Source organism: Sediminicola luteus (assembly GCF_040566555.1).
Lineage (GTDB): Bacteria > Bacteroidota > Bacteroidia > Flavobacteriales > Flavobacteriaceae > Sediminicola.
The window spans coordinates 128,121-146,530 of sequence record NZ_JBEWYP010000003.1 but is presented as its reverse complement, the minus strand read 5'-3'; the positions used below and the strand labels follow the sequence as shown (position 1 = coordinate 146,530).

Below are 18,410 nucleotides of genomic sequence, written 5' to 3'. Positions count from 1 at the left end.
CGGGAATTGGAAAGGAGGGGTGTGCCTAATTGTATAGGGACTAAGTACTTACTTCTTTTATACTATTAACTCCAGTAAGGCATTTAGTTTTGAAGAGTCCAACGGCTTGATCAGATATTCCAGGACATAGGGATTTTTCTTTGCAGTTTCAATATCTTCCATATTATGGGACGAACTGAGCATTATTATCCTACATTTTTCTTTTTGTTCCTCCGACAATTTTTCAAATGCGCTCAAGAATTCAAAGCCATCCATTTGTGGCATTTTTATGTCCAAAAATATAAGTTCTGGAAATCGATCCGTTTTGCTTGCCAAGTATTCTAAGGCTTCAAGAGGAGATAGCTTTACCGTTATGGTCTCAGCTATTTTTTCTCTGGTAAGAATTGTTTTATTGATAAAATTATCAATATAATTATCATCAATTAATAATATTTCATTCACGGTCATAGTTAAACAGAATGGTCATTAGAGTTCGGTATTGTAAGTCTAAAGGTTGTTCCTTTATTTAATTCGGAGTCAATTTGTATGGTACCGTTTAGCCTATCTATAGTTTCTTTCACAATATACATTCCCATTCCTGAACCTGTTGATAATTTGGTGGCACGATAGAACATTTCGAATATCTTATCGATATGCTCTTGTCCTATACCAATACCATTGTCTTCTATAACGATGTAGGCATTTTTTTTATCTGCAGTTACAGTGATATTTAAAATGTGCTCAGCCTTGTCCTTATCATAATATTTGATGGCATTCGATACCAGGTTTCCCAAGACAATCTCCAGTCTTTTCTTATCTGAATAAAAGTCGCCCTCTTGGGTGATATTAATGGTGGATTTAATATTGGAATTGATATTCATATATTTCAAACTCTCCCAAACAGACGCTATTAATTCTTCAAAATTAATATTTTCTGCGGATACTTCTGTTCTTGAATTTACGGAGTAATCAAAAATACTTCTGATAAATACATCCATTTTATCAATTGTAGTGGACATCAAGCATAAAGGCTCTTTTAGTTCCTCATCTTCTGGTTTGAGGATCATTTCCATAATTTGTATCAATCCTCTTAAAGAAGTTAAGGGAGCTCTTAAATCATGGGATGCACTATAAACAAATCGGTCCAATTCTATATTTGCTTTTTGTAGCTCCTCATTTTTTCGGGAAAGTTCATCATTGATCAATTTCTCTTTTGTAACGTCCTGTATCGTCCCTTTTAATATTAAATCCTTTCCATTTTCACTCTTTACAACTTCACAAATCTCGTTTATATACTTAAGGGTACCATCATTGCCTTTTACGTAATAACCAATTTCATAGCCTTCTTCCTTATATACAGCATTATTTACAAGTTCATTAAATTTATCGAAGTCTTCGGGCTGGCATTTAGACCTATATAGCTCAAATAAGTCGTCTTGGGATTCCTTGTTTATTTCCAAAATATTGTACATCTCATCAGAAAAAAATACATCTTTGGTCTTCGGGTTAAATTCCCAGTTCCCTATTTTCGCCAACCGCTGTGCTTCTTTTAATTTTGCATTGGAATCTTCAAGTTTCTTTTCTGTAGTCTTAAGTTGGGTTACGTTGGTATGTGATATTACCAATTTGTCCGATGCATTACCAAAAGGAACTATTTGTAGGGTAAACCAGCGTTCTTCTCCAGGAGAATGGCATGGATACTCCATTTTAAAACTGGATTGTTTTTTATGTAGAACGGACAATAGCCCTTCTAAGACTTTTTGTGATAAGGCATCTCCTCTAGAAATTGCATTCTCACATTCCTTTAAATAATTGCTTCCAACGGAAGTACGGGCCAAATTAAATTCTCCATTTTCAAGCGAAAAATTGTCCCAGGCTTTATTTACTGCTAAAATTTCACCAGTTTTATCTATTACAGCAATATGCGCGCTCAAAGATGATAAGATACCTTTGTTAAAGGCCTCACTTTCCAATAAGGCTTGTTGCGCTTTCTTCTGTTCGGTAATATCTGAAAAGTAAATGGTTAGACCTTCTGTACTAGGGTAAATTCTATTTTCGAACCATTTATTATAAGGTTCATAATATTCTTCGAAATATTGGGTTTGCTGTGTTTTTTCAGCAACGTGATACGCATCATAAAAAGGGAGTCCTACCCCTTCAGGAAATTCTGTCCATATATGCTTCCCTATTAAACTATTTGGTTCCCTGTTTAAAAACTGCCCAGCATTTTTATTCACATAGGTATAGCACCAATTCTTATCTAGGGATACCACTCCATCAGAAATTTTTAATAAAGTGGTCTCAAAGCGTTCGTTTAATTCTTTTTCGGTATTCTCTTTTTCGATTTTAAGATCCAAATATTTTTTTCTAAAGGTGAAGATGGAAAAAATATCCCGTTTTTGATCGGCAATAAATGAAGTGGATACCACCTCTTTATCAATGTGAGTCAAATAGATGTAAAGAATGATGGAAAATAAAAGTGCTGAAAAAGATTTTCCGATAATATGTCCTATAAGGGAGGGTGCATAATTTGAAGTGCCATAAAAAAGGGCTGTATTAAAAGCCAAGGCATCAAACATCAAAACCGTCCAAAGCGATAAAAAGAGGACAAAAAAGAAAAACGGTTTTTTAATTTTACTAACTAAAAACTGATAAATGCTCACTAATAAGATGAAATCAACAAATAAAATAATAGTGCCAATAATGAAGTATTTGTAATTAATGTTGAATAGCACATTGGAGTTTAAATCAATATCATCGAATTGATTTCTTACAAAATAATCTTGGGCAGAAATAATTTCAAACAATACGGTTAAAAAAAGGTTTGAAATTAGAATACCTATAATAAGGGTTCTAGCGCTCACTACACCTTCCTTGATATAGATCAGTAAAACAGCAAATAAAAGCGCGCTGAATAACACCACAGAAGCTGGATACATTGGGTATTCCCCCAAAAATTTAAAGCTGCTCAGGTTTTCCAAGTTGACTTGGAAATATTGAAGACATCCGAGTAGAATGTAAACCGGTGCTAAGCCTAGTTTTTCCCTCAGATTAAAAAATACAAGAATGCAAATGGAGACTAATAAAAATTGAATTAGAATCGAAGCAAGGACATACATAAAATGCTTTTGAATAACAATTTAAGAATTAATTCTCTCAAAAAACCAATTTGGACTAAATTGTAGAAAATCATTGTATAAACTGTATGAATGGTCAATATAGGTTGCATTGTTCTATAATAATTCATAGAATTTGAACATGTTACAAGATCTAAAATCCAACTCCAATACTTTAAAGAAGGATAATTAACACTGCTAAGAATTATGAGTGTTTTATGGTTTCGAAAATCTTTACTTCTAAAATTCCATTGATCCTATTGGCCATTGTCCTCTTACCAGGATTACCTTATTTTAAGATTGCAGAAAATATCGTAAATTCAGAACTAGAGAAATCATATCATAGAATGAAAAATTCGATACTTATTCTTGTAGGTGTTCTGACCACGTTAATGGCCTGCAATTTGAACCCCAAACAACAGAAAGAAGAAAAACAACATACTGAAAGGAAGGTTCCCAACGTGGTTACCAGCGATATAGAAGCAGGCATCAAAACCAATATTGCCAAAAAGGTAGAAGAGGGTGGCGGGTATTTCTTAATCGACACGGAAGATAAAGAACTGCAATTACAGCTGGTGCGGGTACATACAGAATACCTTTCCAATTTAGGGCCACAACGTCATTTTGCCTGTGTGGATCTAGCAGATGTAAGTGGGGATGTATATGATGTGGATTTTTTCTTGGAAGGCGATCCGGGCAGCATGACCGTTACTGAAACCACCCTACACAAACTCAATGGGAAACCCTTCTATACCTGGAAACAGCGGAAGAACAAAACGTGGTACAGAATGCCTGTCCAAAATGCCTCCACAGATTTACTAGGGGTCGTAGAAGGGGAGGACGCTTTCGAATTTCGTTACGAGGTTACCTTGCCAGAAATGGCTGCACCTGCAAAAATGTGGCTTCCCCTTCCTCAAACAGATCGCTTTCAAACTGTTGAACTACAATCTATAGATGCTCCCGTTGCGCATCGGATAATAAAAGAAAAGAAATATGGCAATTCCATTTTATATATGGAACTATCTCCAGAACATAGCGGGAAGAAGGTGGACCTTGTCTATGATGTGAAACGGCAGGAAAAAAAACCATATACGGAAGCTGCTGACCCATCGCCATATCTGGATGCCAATATTTTGTTACCCATTGGTGACCGATTTGAAGTTCTATCAGATTCTATTATTGGGGACAAACGCAAGGAAGGCACCATTATGCAGGCAAGAGCCTTATATGACTATATAATTGACAATATGCGCTATATCAAAGCGGGGAAATATGGAACGGGAGATGCTGTCTATGCCTGCAGTGCCCTAACCGGAAACTGTACCGAATTCCATTCCTTGTTTATTTCGCTGGCCAGGTCTGCTGGAATACCTTCACGGTTTGCCGTAGGGGCTTCTATCCCTTCAGATCGCGACGAAGGGGGCATAGACGGCTATCACTGTTGGGCAGAATTTTATGCCGAGGGTAAATGGTGGCCCGTAGATATAAGTGAAGCAAATAAGTACACTGCCTTGGCCACCTACTATTTTGGGCGGCATCCGGCCAATAGGATTGAATTCACGCGAGGGCGCGACCTTCAGCTCGACCCCGGTCCCCATTCAGGGCCCATCAACTTTCTTGCCTATCCGGTTATGGAAATAGGCAAGGAGCCGGCATACCCGAAAACATTTTTTTCATTTCGCAGGAAGACGGCACCTCTGACCTCAGATTCTCTGTAATACTATCCTGATACGGAGTCAGTAGGGTGTTCCTGTCCTTCAGGGTGTTCCTGGCCTTCAGGATGTTCTTCCCCTTCTTTGGCGGGATGTTCTTCGCCTTCAGGGTGTTCATCTGATTCTGAATGAATTTCCTGCTCTTCCGTTTTTTCCTTTTCTTTTTGTTCGCGGCAGGATGTAAGTGAGCTGGCAGCTAAAAAACTACATAACAACATGGCCAAGGTGAAGAATTTAAGTTCTTTTAAACGAGTCATAAGTATGGATATTTGTATGAATTAAAATAAAATAGATTTCTAAGTATTTGATTATGTTAAATATAACCATTTTTAAAAGACCCTTAAGGAGGACAGAAAACTTTCTTTTTTGATTAAAAAGAGAATGCTTGAACAAAAGATTCAATAGAATTCCTGCAATATGTTTTATATTTATTTAGAATCAATTCTGGTCTACAAATTTAAATCCAACCTCCAATACCACTAAATAGCATGAAGTCGCACGCCAAGTCCTATTTTGAAAATCCCAGAAATTCAAAAATCATTACTTCAAGTATCCATATGGGACTATTGGCAATTGCCTTCTTGCTTTCTTCTTGTTTCAATAGTAATGAGACTTCGGAAGCACGCCTCGATTACGACCAATGGAGACACTATTTAGGAGGGCCGGATAGAAATCATTTTTCAACGCTTGACCAAATAGACAAAACTAATCTTGATCGCCTAACAGTGCTATGGTCCTATGATGCTCCAGATATGGGCCAAATGCAGATGAATCCTATTATTATCGACACGCTGTTATATGGGGTAACAGCCGACCAAAAAACTATTGCCCTGCATGCCGCAACAGGGAAAGAGGTTTGGCGTTTTGAGGATGATGAAAATTCTGGCCATTCGGCAAATAGAGGGGTTAGTTTCTATGATGACGGCAATGAGGGTCGTATATTTTTCGTAACCGGCCCTTTTCTTTATGCCTTGAATGCGAAAACAGGAAAACCTATCAATAGTTTTGGTAAAGAAGGTAGAATAGATCTCCACATTGCCCTGCCAGAAAACGCCTCTGATAAGTTTGTCACCTCCACAACGCCAGGTACCATTTATAAAAATCTGATTATAATGCCTGTTAGGGTTGCGGAAAATGAGAGTTCTGCCCCTGGCAATTTGGTGGCAATTGACTGCAACAGTGGAGAATTGGTCTGGCGCTTTCATACCATTCCACACCCCGGAGAAACGGGTTACGATTCTTGGAAAGACAAAGATGCCTATAAAAGTGATGGCATAGGCGGGGCAAACAATTGGGCCGGTATGGCTTTAGATGAAGCCCTAGGAATAGTTTACGTGCCTACTGGTTCTGTCGCCCCCGACTTTTATGGCGGTGCTAGAAGGGGAAGTAATCTCTATGCAAATTGCCTTTTAGCGATGGATGCCACAACAGGAACACTAAAATGGTATTTTCAATTTACCCATCACGATCTATGGGATAGGGACCTTCCGGCACCGCCCAACCTTATTGAAGTGGTACATAACGGGGTTAAAATACCGGCAGTGGCCCAGATTACAAAACAGGGCTATGTTTTCGTTTTTGATAGGCGAACTGGGGAACCCCTATTCGATATTGAAGAAGTGGAGGTACCCCCTTCTAGTATTCCCGGAGAGGAGGCCTGGCCCACCCAACCAATTCCTACCAAACCCAAACCCTTCGCAAGGCAATCCAATGTTTTTACAGAAAATGATATTAGTCCATACGCACAGAACCGGGAGGAGCTCCTAGAGCGTTTCAGGAAGATGGACAGAAGGCAATATGCCCCTCCAGGCCTAGCACCCGTTTTATTGCTCCCAGGTTATGATGGGGGAGCAGAATGGGGCGGCGCTGGGGCCGACCCGCAAGAAGGGATTTTATATGTGAATGCCAATGAAATGGCTTGGATCCTGCAACTTAAAGAAAAATCGAACGTCATTGACGACAGTCTACCCCTTGGTGCTTCCATCTATAGCCAGTATTGTGCTACCTGTCATAAACTAGATATGACAGGGATTCCTGCAAGCGGATTTCCATCATTGAAAAATTTAAATTCGAAGTACGCCAAGCCTGAGGTACTCAATATCATAGACAAAGGAAAAGGGATGATGCCCGGATTTCCACAAATATCCAAAGAGGAGAAAACCATGTTGCTGGACTTTTTATTTGAAGTGAAAGAGGACAAGACAGAAATTGTTGCAAAATCAGAAAACAAACCAAAATCAAATGGGCCCTTGTCCTATGAGCATACAGGGTATTTCAAATTCATGGACAGCAATAATTTACCAGCGATTTCTCCACCATGGGGGACCCTACATGCCATTGATTTAAATACGGGCGATTATAAATGGTCCATTCCCTTGGGGGAAACAGAAAGCTTAAAGGCCGCAGGACACCCGACAACTGGAACAGAAAATTACGGTGGGCCCTTACTAACAAAAAACGGACTGCTTTTCATTGCAGCTACCAAAGATGGCTATTTTAGGGCTTTTGATAAAAAAAACGGCACCCTACTTTGGGAGTACAAGCTTCCTGCACCAGCATTCGCCACGCCAAGTACGTATATGGTAAATGGCAAACAATACATTGTGATTGCCTGTGGAGGGGAAAAATTAGGAACAGAAAAGGGAAATAAAATTATCGCTTTTGGGATTAAGAATTAGCAGCAACTTCATCTCGATATTAAGCCTTGTCGGAGTTGTCAGTTCGAGCGCAGTTGAGAACAAAGTCCAATAGTTTCCTTTTTCGGAAGTGTCATTTTGAGGGTATTTTTACTGGAAATTCATTTAAAATCAAGGGGACAATGTTGCTCTTTCCTGTCCTATTTATCTGGTTTTTACTCTATTTGATCAAATTCAGTATCTTAACACCAACCAACCTTCAAATTCTTTTTAATGTCGCCAACTGAAGTATTTTCTATAGTTAACACTATCGCTTTGCCCATGTGGCTCTTGATGATTGTAGTACCCAAGTGGAAAGTAACCCGATTTTTAATTGATTATAAACTGATCCCTCTGTTGTTGGCGTTGGTATATGCCTTTTATATTTTTCAAGCTTTACGGATAGGAGGGATGATGGATTTTGGTAGTCTTGCTGCCGTCAAGGCATTGTTTACAGAAGAAAATGCCCTATTGGCCGGATGGGTTCATTATCTGGCATTTGATCTGCTTGTGGGCATGTGGATTTTAGATGAAAATAAAAAATTAGGCATCCACCAATTATTATTGGTCCCTTGTCTATTAGGTACATTTATGTTTGGCCCCTTGGGCTTTTTACTTTTTATGATCATCAGGGGAATTAAAGTACAACGATCATGAATAACCTAACCAACGTATTCACAACTGTAAAAAAAGAAAGTCCCATCCTTTATAGGATTGTTTTGTTCCATTTTTTCCTTGTCATTTTATGCTTGGCAGGTCTCTTGATGGATGATAGATCCCTAATGGGGATCAACGTATGGATTAAACCCTTGAAATTTGCAATCTCGGACGGAATTTACATTATGACCGTAGGCTATCTCATCACCTTTTACCCATACCCCAAAATAAAGACCAACATCATCAATAATATTGTTGCTTGGACCTTGTTGATAGAGACGCTAATCGTTGTCTTCCAGGCATCAAGGGGGATACAATCACATTACAATAAAGATAGCGTGTTTGATGCCCTTCTGTTTTTGTCCATGGGCATCCTAATCGGGATTAATGTCTTGGTGATGGCGCTCTTTATTATCGACACCATTCGGTTGAAATTAAAAACCGGCAAACCCATCCAATGGGCCATTTTATTAGGTTGGTCGGTTGTGTTTTTTGGGAGTTGGGTAGGAGGGCAGATGATTGGCCAGTTGGCGCACAATGTAGGGGTGGCAGATGGAGGTCCCGGACTGCCATTATTGAATTGGAGCACGGTGGCCGGAGATCTAAGGATCGCCCATTTCTTTGGTCTGCACGGAATTCAGATCATTCCCTTATTTGCGTTATGGGTCACGAAAACCTGGAATATTTCAAGTAAAAAGCAGATCCTTGCTGTGACTGTATTTGGACTGCTGTATGCTGCTTGGATAGGATACATCTATTATCAGGCATCCCTTGGGATCCCATTATTGAAAGTATAAGTAAATAGGAGGGAGCTATCACACCGAGCGCACTCGAGAACGAAATCCAATTGTTCGCCCTGTCGGAGATGTCAGTTCGAGCGCAGTCGAGAACGAAGTCAAATTGTTCATTTTATCCAAGCAGTCATTTCCAGCACTTGCCAGATCAAAATCCCATGTGTTAATAAACAAAAAGAAATATCTTTTAGAGCGCTGGAATTATCTTTAACTAATTACCAAGTTTTTGTGTAATAGTTTACGTTAAAGGAATTTCATCTTTTAATTTCTAAATTTGAAATATGAAAAAAATATTGGTTCTTTTTTCGCATCCGAAATTTGAAAATTCTCGCGCAAATTCAGTGCTCATTGATCATATTAAAGATAAGGAAGGCGTTACCTTTCAAGACTTGTATGAGCTTTACCCAGATTTTAATATTGATGTAAAAGCGGAAAAAGAATTATTGGTTCAACACGATGTTATTATATGGCACCATCCATTCTATTGGTACAGTTGTCCCCCGTTGATGAAACAATGGATAGACATGGTTTTGGAGTTTGGTTGGGCCTATGGTCCCAATACCAATGCATTACATTCTAAGATCTGCTTAAATGTGATTACTACAGGTGGTTCTAAGGAAGTATATTGCTCTAAAGGCACCAATAGTTTTACGATCAATCAGTTTCTAAGACCTTTTGAACAAACTGCAGTCTTGTGCGGTATGAGATATTTTCCGCCTTTTGCAGTCATGGGCACCCATAAATTGAGCGATGAGGAATTAGATCGTGACGCAAAAAAATACAGTAAATTAATAGATTTGCTTCAAGGCGAATTCACATTGTCCGATTTTGAGGGTTGTGCATTTTTAAATGATATCCCAGAACTTGAAACTGCTTAAAATATGACCGGAAGTATACTTTTTGATGCTGTAGTTTTTTTGGGGGGAGCAATCATCTGCGTCTCTATTGCCAAGCGACTAGGATTAAGTTCCGTCATTGGTTATTTGTTGGCTGGCGTCCTGATCGGACCTTACGTGCTGGGTTTTGTAGGTAATGAAGGGGAAGATATTCTGCATTTTGCAGAATTTGGAGTTGTGATGATGCTGTTTTTAATTGGATTGGAAATTGAGCCCAAAAATTTCTGGAATATGCGAAAAACCATTGTAGGGATGGGTGGAATTCAAGTAGGAGGAACCATGTTACTCTCTTATTTCCTGTTTATTTTGCTGGACTATGATTGGAAAATCGCGCTGGTTATCTCCATGGCCGTGGCATTATCATCTACTGCAATTGCCATGCAAACTATTAAAGAAAAGGGCTTAATGGACACCACGTTTGGGATATCGTCATTTTCCATTTTGCTTTTTCAGGATATCATTGTAATTTTTATGTTGGGCTTTATGCCTTTGCTTACAAATACCGAGGGTAGCCCTACTGCTGAAATCGGTGACCAGCATACTAAATTGTTGGATAATCTTCCAATTGGCCTACAAACATTGGCTATTATTCTGTCCGTATTTTCAATTATAGTGGCCGGAAGGTACCTAATTGTGCCCATGTTGAGAAGGGTGGCAAAAACAGGGGTGAGGGAATTACTGATCGCTGCTGCACTTTTAATTGTTTTTGGTATTTCGCTTTTAATGGAGTTTGTAGGTCTAAGTCCAGCTCTCGGTGCCTTTTTAGGAGGCGTGGTACTCTCAAACAGTGAATTTAAACACGAACTGGAAAGTACACTCGAACCCTTTAAGAACCTGCTGTTAGGTCTGTTTTTTATGGCCGTGGGTGCCTCCATCAATTTTATCGTGATTGCTAAAAGTCCGCTTACCATTGGAGGTTTATTGATCGCTGTTATTATTTTAAAGGCTATCGTTTTATTTGTTACTGGTCGCATTTTTGGTTTAAAGTTGGATCAAAAATTACTGCTCACCTTTGGTCTGGCTCAAATTGGAGAATTTGCGTTTGTAGTACTCTCATTTGCTTTTCAATTGAATATTCTAGGGCAGGACCAAATGGATATGCTATTGGTAATAACTGCACTCACCATGTCCCTTACGCCAATAATCAGCATGATAAATGAACGTTTTATCCTGCCAAAAATAGGAACAAAGGAATCGGTCAAACGCCCAATGGATCATATTGCAAAATCCCAGAAGGTCATCTTGGTGGGGTTCGGACATTTTGGAAGCACTGTGGGTCGTTTTTTGCGCTCTCATGGCGTAGAAGCCACCATTTTGGATCAAGATTCCAATCGTGTTGATTTTCTTCGAAAGATGGGGTTCGAGGTATATTACGGAGATGCTACACGAAGGGATTTGCTGGAATCTGCCGGCATTGCCAACGCAAAAATTTTAATCTGTGCCATCGATAATCCCAATGTGACCAAGCAGGTTGCCAAGCTAGTCAAGGAAAAATATCCACATGTGGAACTTATGATTAGGGCAAAGAACAGGTATGATGCCTACGAACTGCTCAATTTAGGGATGGAGAATATTTATAGAGAATCGTTGGACACCTCTTTAAGCCTGGCCAAAGATGTATTGAGTAAAATGGGCTTCAGAAAATATACATTGACCAGACAAGTACAAAATTTCATTAAGTATGATGAAGACAGTTTAAGACGTCTGGCCGCAGAACCCAAAGGAGGTGACAACTACATTTTCAAAGCTAGGAAAGAACTTGAGGAACAACAAAAATTAATGGAGAAAGACTTTGAAAGGGGAATTGTGGAACTTGACACCCATTGGGATAGTGATCAAATCAGAAAAGCACTGAATAAGAACCAGAATAAATAATAGGCAGGTTGATGCCATGGTCTATTGCCGCGCAGTCGAGAACGAAGTCCATTTGTCCACTTTGACAGTACTGTCAGTTCGAGCCTTTCGACTCCGCTCAAGACAGGCTATGTCGGGAACGAAGTCCATTTGTCCACTTTGTTGGAGCCGTCAGTTTAAGGGCAGAAGAGAATAACAGCACTAATCTCCTCATAAGCGATTGGGTTCCCTGCCAATGAAATTCCTTATTGAAATTTTAAAACACCCTGTTTTAAAGGCCTTTCCAGAATCAAATAATACCTATTGCACATCTCAGCATCATACTGAATTCCTCAAAATTTGATAAAATATTGCGTATTTTACATGGATTAAAGTCAATAGGGAACAGGATCAATTCAAATTAATTCTAGTTGGCTTTAATTATAGCGTCATGCACGTTTTAAATGAAGAGGCAATTTATAAAGGGTCCGAAATCAGTATTATTACAAAGGCTTTGGTAATTAGCTTGAAATTCATCAATTGATCAAATCATGAAAAAAATAATTAAATCCAAATGGTTATGGAGTCCGCTTATCATACTGATACTACTCCTTGGATTCTATTTTTTTAAAGCCCAATACCAAGGTAGCAAACAACATATTAGTTTTCAATCGGATATTGAGCTTGAGGGTCTGCTCCTTAAGCCCAAAACCCCAGGGCCCTATCCGGCAATAATCTTACTTCATGGGGCAGGGGGTAGCCACCAACATCATAACAAGGCCTTTTTCAGGTTTCATGCCAATGCCTTTTTAAAAAAAGGCTTTGCTGTTTTGGTTTATACCAAAAGAGGTTCAGGAAATAATCCTATTAATTATGACTATTTCACCTATAAACAACTTGCAAATGACGCCCTTGCTGCCATAACGTTTTTAAGAAATCAAAAAGATATAGATCAAAATAATATTGGCCTCATGGGTGTGAGCGAATCGGGCTGGTTCACCCCTGAATTGGCATACTTGGATGGTGGTCTTAAATTTATTATTAATAGGGTCAGTTCTCCATTTTCATTTGTACAAACGGTGATTCATGAGGTAAAAATGGATGCCCTCAAAGAAGGTTATACAGCAACAGAAATAGAAAAAGAGATCTTGCCACTTACAAAACAAATATGGGACTACTATATAGCAGTATCCAAAAACCCCTTATTGGCAAATGGCCCAGAGCGTGACAAAATCAATGCAAAACTGAAAATAGTACATGACGATGAGAGACTGGGCGCCTGGTTTACTTATGAGCAACTAGAACCTTATGACTCACTCTTGTATGCAGCCCGAGGTCAGAATTTTTCCTATGATCCCTTACCGTATTTGAAAGAAATAAAACTGCCTATGTTTTATGTCATGGCAGGGCAAGACATCAATATTCCGACCTATGAAGTAGTCGATTTTCTTGAAAAATTCAAGAAAACAAATAATAGGAATATAGATATAAAGGTGTATCCCAATGCAAGTCATTATCTGTTTAAATGGGGCTTGGAAGATGGACCTTATGAAGGTTGGCTTTATCAAGAGGACTATCTGGATACCATAACCGAATGGGCGGTAGAACAAACAGCAAAATCAGAGAACTAATGCATAATTACTAAATAATATATTAATGCTCTATGTTAAATTGTGAAAGTGAAGAAAGGGTTTTATCGTAATCCATAACTTAATATTTAAGTATTTGCTTAAATAAGATAATATGCATAAATTTGACCATGGAAAAACCCATTTGTATTCGATTAGAGGCAGACACCAAACAAATAATGAGCTGTAGGGGGGTAGTTCAAGAACTGGAAAAATCTTTTGATGCACTTTCTAATATTTTAAGTTTAACCGGTAACCCGGTAAGATTAAAGATATTGTACCTATTACACCAAGAAAAACGCCTTTGTGTATGCGATTTAAGTGATATATTAGAAATGAACGTTTCAGCTATCTCACAGCATCTAAGAAAATTAAAGGACAGAAATATAATCTACTCGCAAAAAGAAGCGCAAACCATATTTTATTCAATTAAAAAAGATAAGATTCCGCTCTTGATTCCATTTTTTACAATAATAGATGACACTAAAGTTTTAGAAGATAAGTTATGAGTTCAGAAAAGAAGTTAGTTGGCACAACGATTATTACTGCAATAGCAGCCTCATTATGTTGCCTTACTCCTGTTTTAGCCTTCATTGCAGGAACAAGTGGCATTGCATCAACATTCTCCTGGATTGAACCGTTTAGGCCTTATTTAATTGCGCTTACGCTCTTAGTATTGGCCATAGCCTGGTATCAAAAACTAAGACCAATAAATCAAGAAATTGATTGTGAGTGCGAAGACGAAAAGCCAAAATTTCTTAACTCAAAAAAGTTTCTACTTCTTGTGTCTTTGTTTGCAGTATTGATGTTGGCATTTCCATTTTACTCTCAAATTTTTTACCCAAATCCAAAGACGAATAAGGAAATAGTTTATGTGTCCGAAGCAAATAGCGCAAAAGTTGAATATTCTATAAAAGGAATGACCTGCTCTGGGTGCGAGGGGCATATAGAAAGTGAAGTGCACAAACTTGATGGCATATTGGAAGTAAAAGCAAATTATACTAAGGGTAATACCGTGGTTACCTATGATAAAACTAAAGTCACCAATAAAGAAATAGAAGATGCTATTGGAAAAACTGGATATAAAATTATAGAATAATGGAAGTACAATTAAAATCAACTATAACATGTCCAACCTGCGGGCATAATAAAGAGGAAGAAATGCCAACCACAGCTTGCCAATTCTTTTATGAATGTGAAAATTGTACAGAAATATTAAAACCTAAGGCTGGTGATTGCTGCGTATTTTGTTCTTTTGGCACTATAGCTTGTCCGCCAATTCAAGAAAACAATAGCTGTTGTTAAAGTAAGTCGTTACTTAATAATGCATTGTTTTAGTTATGGGAATTTCAAAAAACAGGCATTGACCCCTTGAAAAACCTATAAAAACTTGTAATTACTTTGTAAGTGTTTCCCACATCCATGGTAGTATGTTAGTATAAAGGAGTAGAATAGAACGTAATTAGTTGTGTATTAACTTAATTGGCACGACCTTTGCATTTCAATACATATTATAAATTTAATAAATATTACGATGAATAAAGGAACAGTAAAATTTTTCAATGAAACTAAAGGATTTGGATTTATCACTGAAGAAGGAGTTGAAAAAGATCACTTTGTACACATTTCTGGATTAGTAGACGAAGTACGCGAAGGCGACGAAGTTGAATTTGATCTTCAAGAAGGTAACAAAGGTTTAAACGCAGTAAACGTAAAAGTTATCTAATACATATACTTCAAGTTTTACAAAAGCCCATCTATTCATTTAGATGGGCTTTTTTTGTGGGAATATTCATTTTAATTAGAAGGTATACCGTTGCTCTTCTGTTGAAGAGGCATTTAATAATTGGTTGAATGTTCTAATGTTATCAAAATTACGGGTAATTTCTCCTGATACTGCCAGTCCATTAATACCCGTTTCCAATATGGCAATAACATCCTCTAGAGTTATACCTCCAAAGCCAATAATAGGGGTTTTGGTGTTTAAGATTTCTATAATAGCGGTATAGCCGTTTAGACCCAATGCTGGACTTACATTGTTATCGGTGGTTGTTTCTCTAAAGGGACCTAAACAAATATAATCAACCTCATTCTCCAGTAATGCTTCGCACTCCTGTAACATATTTGCGGTAGCGCCGATCATTTGCCAAGTATATAAATTCTTTCTCACCAAAGTGGGGGAGGCATCCGTTTGACCTAAATGGACGCCATCTGCCTTAATCTCCTTTGCTATTTTATAGTGGTCCCGGATAATTAATCTGGTTTGAAAATGAGCTGTAATTTCTCTAGCCTCTTGGGCAAATTTCAGCATTTTCTTATCGGAAGCATCGTTTATTAAGGGGAGTTGCACCAACTCAATACCAGAGGTACACGCTTTTTGTATGTTTTCCAGATGCTCTTTTGGTGAATTTCCCTGGGATATATAATGTAGTTTAGGTATGATCATGTCTTGGTTTTACAGTAGTGAATGTGTCCCGAAGATTTAAATTATCCGAGAAGCAAAAATACGAATGTTAAACGAACCAAGTACAGTGGTTTCCTGTGAAAACAAATGACTGTTTGTAGGTGGTATAGAGTTATACAGGACTTGTCTGTTTGAGCGCAGTCGAGAACGAAGTCCTATTTTTTACTTTGTGATGGTCATTTCAAACATATAACCACTTGTTACGACTTCACTTAAATTCGCTTCAACCGAATAAAGCCAAAAGCATCCAACACTTTTATAATCAGATAGGTAATATCAATCTCATACCATTTTACGCCAAAATTGGCGCTACTAGCATGTTTGTGATGATTGTTATGATACCCTTCACCCATCATTAAAAAATCAAAACGGAAGAGGTTCTTGCTGGTGTTCTTCATTTTAAAATTAACATAGCCGTAAATATGCCCAAACCAATTGATGATCATCCCATGGATAGGCGCCATTAAAAAGGTCATTGGAAGTAATAACCATTGCCACCAAGCGGTTGCAAAAAGTGCAAAAAATAAGACATACCCAGCAATCCAAAGCAAACGAGAAAATCGTGAACTAGCAAATAGGTCAAATCCTTTCCATTGTGGAACATTTTTGGTAAAACGCTGATCTACCTCAATTTTTTGGGTATTAATGTCCTGATAAATTGTTTTTGTTCTCCACATCATGGCAAATAAATTAGCATCATGTGATGGGGAATGGGGATCGTTCTCAGTATCGGTGTAGGCATGGTGCATCCGATGCATTACTCCATAGCCATACGCACTAAGGTAGCTCGGCCCTTGAAAAATCCAGGTCAGAACAAAGGTAATACGCTCCATAGTTTTGGACATGGTAAATACCTGGTGTGCCGCATAACGGTGTAAAAAGAAAGATTGAAAAAACAAGCCACCATACCAAAGCACTGCAACGAAAAGAACTATCAACATACCTTTTTTTTTGCAAAGGTAATTTGATGTTATAAGGGAAACAATGAACCCAGGTCAATAAAACGCCTCTTACAAACGTTTTCTAATTCTGCTCAAAGCCTGTGAAGTAACCCCAATATAAGAACTGATGTATTTTAAGGGAATCACTTTCAAGAGCTCTGGCCGTTCTTTGAATAAATTGACATACCGTTCTTCTGCAGAAAGATTCAATAAGTTCTGTTCCCGTTTGGATTTTATTAAAAAGAGACGCTCTGCCGTGAGTCGGCCAATAAGATTTCCTATTTGTGTGGTCTTATATACCAATTGCAGATCATCATACGTAATGCTCCAAATGGTAGTATCTGTCAGTACCTGTAATTGATATGCAGAAGGGGTCCGTGTTAGGAAGGAGTCGTAAGCACTGACAAACTGATCTTTAAAACTGAAACCAAAGGTGATTTCTTTATCCGGATTCTCCTTGGGAATATAAAGGCGCACCACGCCAGATTCTATAAATGAGATATGGTTTTCTATCTCATTGACTTTCAAAAAAACCGATTTCTTGGGAATCTCCCGCCGCTGTAATTTGGAAATAAAAAAATCCCAATCCTCGTTAGATATGTCAGCTATTTGATCTAAGTGTGCTTTTATCTGTTGCAATGGGTCTAATGGAAATTAATGAGCTGTAAAGATAAGGATTCAAGTCTCAAAGTGTACGGTAAAAATGGTTGTCAAGACTATTTGGGTTGAGAGGTTTGCCCTGTGGTGCTATGATAGTAGAGAGGAGGGAGGGCAAGGTTTGTGGAACGGAATTTTATATCAAAACGCTGAAAAACTAGAAGAGTTACAGTAATTTTGTATTGATATACTTTATATAAATTCAGAAACTTGTTAGAGAAAAGACGACAATTACCCCAAGAGCAATTTAATGATGCAGATTATTTCATTTATTGTTTGGAAGCGGTTCAGGAAATAGAAACGGACAAGGTTACCGAAGCACAAGAAAACTTGGAACAATTGGCCATGAAATATGGAATTACAAGTATTTATAAAACGTGCGACACCATTGAAGGCCTAGAGGCTAGCTTAAATGCACTGGTCTTGGATGATCATAATTTTAAAGACTATGAAATAATCTACTTGGTTATGACAGGGGAAGCAAATAGTATTTGTTTAAATGACTACTACTATAGTTTACAAGAAATTGCAGAAATTTTCGAAGGAAGATTAAAAGGAAAGTTTTTACATTTTTCAAATGCAAAAATCCTGGATTTAGACGAAGAGGAAGCTCAATATTTTTTGGATATAACTGGCGCAAAAGGTGTTTCTGGCTATGGTAATGAATTTAATGGAATAAGCAGCTCAAATCTTGATATAGCGTTCTTTAACTTATTTAAAGAAGATGATAATATGTTAAATGTTGTAGAAGAGTTGCACCAAAGACATTACAATGTCTGCAAATTACTTGATTTTAGAATGTATTATTAAATCCGGACAGATTAAGGCATAGAAAATGCCTTTTGACGGCGGGTTTATGCGGCTGTGACGATATAGAACACCTACGTGTTTCATATAAGATTTTCTTTTACATACGCGAAAAAAGAAATTAGCCAGTGGCTGATTGCTTTTGGCGGCGTGTTGATGCGGCTGTGACGATATAGAATTCTTGCAGGTTGCGAGGATCAATGATTCCAGTAAAACAGCTTTGACATACGCGCAAAGAACATTAGCCAGTG

The 18,410-nt window shown here is 38.0% G+C and carries 18 protein-coding genes; 12 read left to right on the top strand and 6 right to left on the bottom strand.

Translation table 11 applies throughout. The features are described from left to right. Nucleotides 1–57: 57 nt before the first annotated feature. On the bottom strand, nucleotides 58–441 hold the full coding sequence (locus tag ABXZ32_RS06910) for a response regulator (RefSeq protein WP_354617941.1): 384 nt from the start codon (nucleotides 439–441) through the stop codon (nucleotides 58–60). An 8-nt stretch (nucleotides 442–449) separates the two neighbouring features. Beyond that, on the bottom strand, nucleotides 450–3,098 hold the full coding sequence (locus ABXZ32_RS06905; RefSeq protein ID WP_354617940.1) for a PAS domain-containing sensor histidine kinase: 2,649 nt from the start codon (nucleotides 3,096–3,098) through the stop codon (nucleotides 450–452). A gap of 215 nt (nucleotides 3,099–3,313) precedes the next feature. Here ABXZ32_RS06905 and ABXZ32_RS06900 point away from each other — a divergent pair, with 215 nt between their 5' ends. After that, nucleotides 3,314–4,813: a transglutaminase-like domain-containing protein gene (locus tag ABXZ32_RS06900; protein WP_354617939.1), complete on the top strand. Its 1,500-nt coding sequence runs from the start codon at nucleotides 3,314–3,316 to the stop codon at nucleotides 4,811–4,813. Nucleotides 4,814–4,815: 2 nt separating this feature from the next. Here ABXZ32_RS06900 and ABXZ32_RS06895 read toward each other — a convergent pair whose 3' ends face one another. Further along, nucleotides 4,816–5,064, bottom strand: a complete 249-nt coding sequence (locus tag ABXZ32_RS06895; RefSeq protein ID WP_354617938.1) for a hypothetical protein — start codon at nucleotides 5,062–5,064, stop codon at nucleotides 4,816–4,818. 231 nt (nucleotides 5,065–5,295) lie between these two features. On the opposite strand from ABXZ32_RS06895, the gene ABXZ32_RS06890 reads away from it, so the two are divergent. The 10 genes from ABXZ32_RS06890 to ABXZ32_RS06845 all read left to right on the top strand — a co-directional run bounded on the left by ABXZ32_RS06890 (nucleotide 5,296) and on the right by ABXZ32_RS06845 (nucleotide 15,016). Continuing rightward, nucleotides 5,296–7,485: an outer membrane protein assembly factor BamB family protein gene (locus tag ABXZ32_RS06890; RefSeq protein ID WP_354617937.1), complete on the top strand. Its 2,190-nt coding sequence runs from the start codon at nucleotides 5,296–5,298 to the stop codon at nucleotides 7,483–7,485. A 231-nt stretch (nucleotides 7,486–7,716) separates the two neighbouring features. After that, entirely contained in the window at nucleotides 7,717–8,139 is a 423-nt protein-coding gene (locus ABXZ32_RS06885) for an ABA4-like family protein (RefSeq protein ID WP_354617936.1), read from the top strand. Beyond that, a complete protein-coding gene (locus ABXZ32_RS06880; protein ID WP_354617935.1) occupies nucleotides 8,136–8,936 on the top strand; it encodes a hypothetical protein in 801 nt (266 codons plus the stop codon). Before ABXZ32_RS06885 ends, ABXZ32_RS06880 begins: the two co-directional genes overlap by 4 nt. Nucleotides 8,937–9,214: 278 nt before the next feature. Continuing rightward, on the top strand, nucleotides 9,215–9,811 hold the full coding sequence (gene kefF, locus ABXZ32_RS06875) for a glutathione-regulated potassium-efflux system oxidoreductase KefF (protein WP_354617934.1): 597 nt from the start codon (nucleotides 9,215–9,217) through the stop codon (nucleotides 9,809–9,811). Nucleotides 9,812–9,814: 3 nt separating this feature from the next. After that, on the top strand, nucleotides 9,815–11,704 hold the full coding sequence (locus ABXZ32_RS06870; protein ID WP_354617933.1) for a monovalent cation:proton antiporter-2 (CPA2) family protein: 1,890 nt from the start codon (nucleotides 9,815–9,817) through the stop codon (nucleotides 11,702–11,704). A gap of 509 nt (nucleotides 11,705–12,213) precedes the next feature. Continuing rightward, entirely contained in the window at nucleotides 12,214–13,293 is a 1,080-nt protein-coding gene (locus ABXZ32_RS06865; RefSeq protein ID WP_354617932.1) for an alpha/beta hydrolase, read from the top strand. Nucleotides 13,294–13,421: 128 nt separating this feature from the next. Beyond that, nucleotides 13,422–13,799 (top strand): ArsR/SmtB family transcription factor, encoded by a 378-nt coding sequence (locus tag ABXZ32_RS06860; protein ID WP_354617931.1) that lies wholly within the window; start codon nucleotides 13,422–13,424, stop codon nucleotides 13,797–13,799. Next, a complete protein-coding gene (gene merTP / locus ABXZ32_RS06855) occupies nucleotides 13,796–14,389 on the top strand; it encodes a mercuric transport protein MerTP (protein WP_354617930.1) in 594 nt (197 codons plus the stop codon). Before ABXZ32_RS06860 ends, merTP begins: the two co-directional genes overlap by 4 nt. Continuing rightward, nucleotides 14,389–14,595 (top strand): GDCCVxC domain-containing (seleno)protein, encoded by a 207-nt coding sequence (locus ABXZ32_RS06850; protein ID WP_354617929.1) that lies wholly within the window; start codon nucleotides 14,389–14,391, stop codon nucleotides 14,593–14,595. Before merTP ends, ABXZ32_RS06850 begins: the two co-directional genes overlap by 1 nt. Nucleotides 14,596–14,824: 229 nt before the next feature. Further along, a complete protein-coding gene (locus ABXZ32_RS06845; protein ID WP_354617928.1) occupies nucleotides 14,825–15,016 on the top strand; it encodes a cold-shock protein in 192 nt (63 codons plus the stop codon). Between the two features lie 75 nt (nucleotides 15,017–15,091). Here ABXZ32_RS06845 and ABXZ32_RS06840 read toward each other — a convergent pair whose 3' ends face one another. From ABXZ32_RS06840 to ABXZ32_RS06830, 3 genes are all read right to left on the bottom strand, one after another. Beyond that, nucleotides 15,092–15,736 carry a thiamine phosphate synthase gene (locus ABXZ32_RS06840; protein WP_354617927.1) on the bottom strand — a complete coding sequence of 215 codons (645 nt, stop codon included), beginning with the start codon at nucleotides 15,734–15,736 and terminating at the stop codon, nucleotides 15,092–15,094. A 230-nt stretch (nucleotides 15,737–15,966) separates the two neighbouring features. After that, entirely contained in the window at nucleotides 15,967–16,695 is a 729-nt protein-coding gene (locus ABXZ32_RS06835; RefSeq protein WP_354617926.1) for an acyl-CoA desaturase, read from the bottom strand. A gap of 69 nt (nucleotides 16,696–16,764) precedes the next feature. After that, nucleotides 16,765–17,334, bottom strand: a complete 570-nt coding sequence (locus tag ABXZ32_RS06830; RefSeq protein ID WP_354617925.1) for a Crp/Fnr family transcriptional regulator — start codon at nucleotides 17,332–17,334, stop codon at nucleotides 16,765–16,767. A gap of 228 nt (nucleotides 17,335–17,562) precedes the next feature. Between ABXZ32_RS06830 and ABXZ32_RS06825 the strand changes: the two genes are divergently transcribed. After that, the gene (locus ABXZ32_RS06825; protein ID WP_354617924.1) at nucleotides 17,563–18,162 is read left to right on the top strand and encodes a DUF6642 family protein; all 600 of its coding nucleotides are present in this window, start codon (nucleotides 17,563–17,565) and stop codon (nucleotides 18,160–18,162) included. The last annotated feature ends 248 nt before the right edge of the window (nucleotides 18,163–18,410 follow it).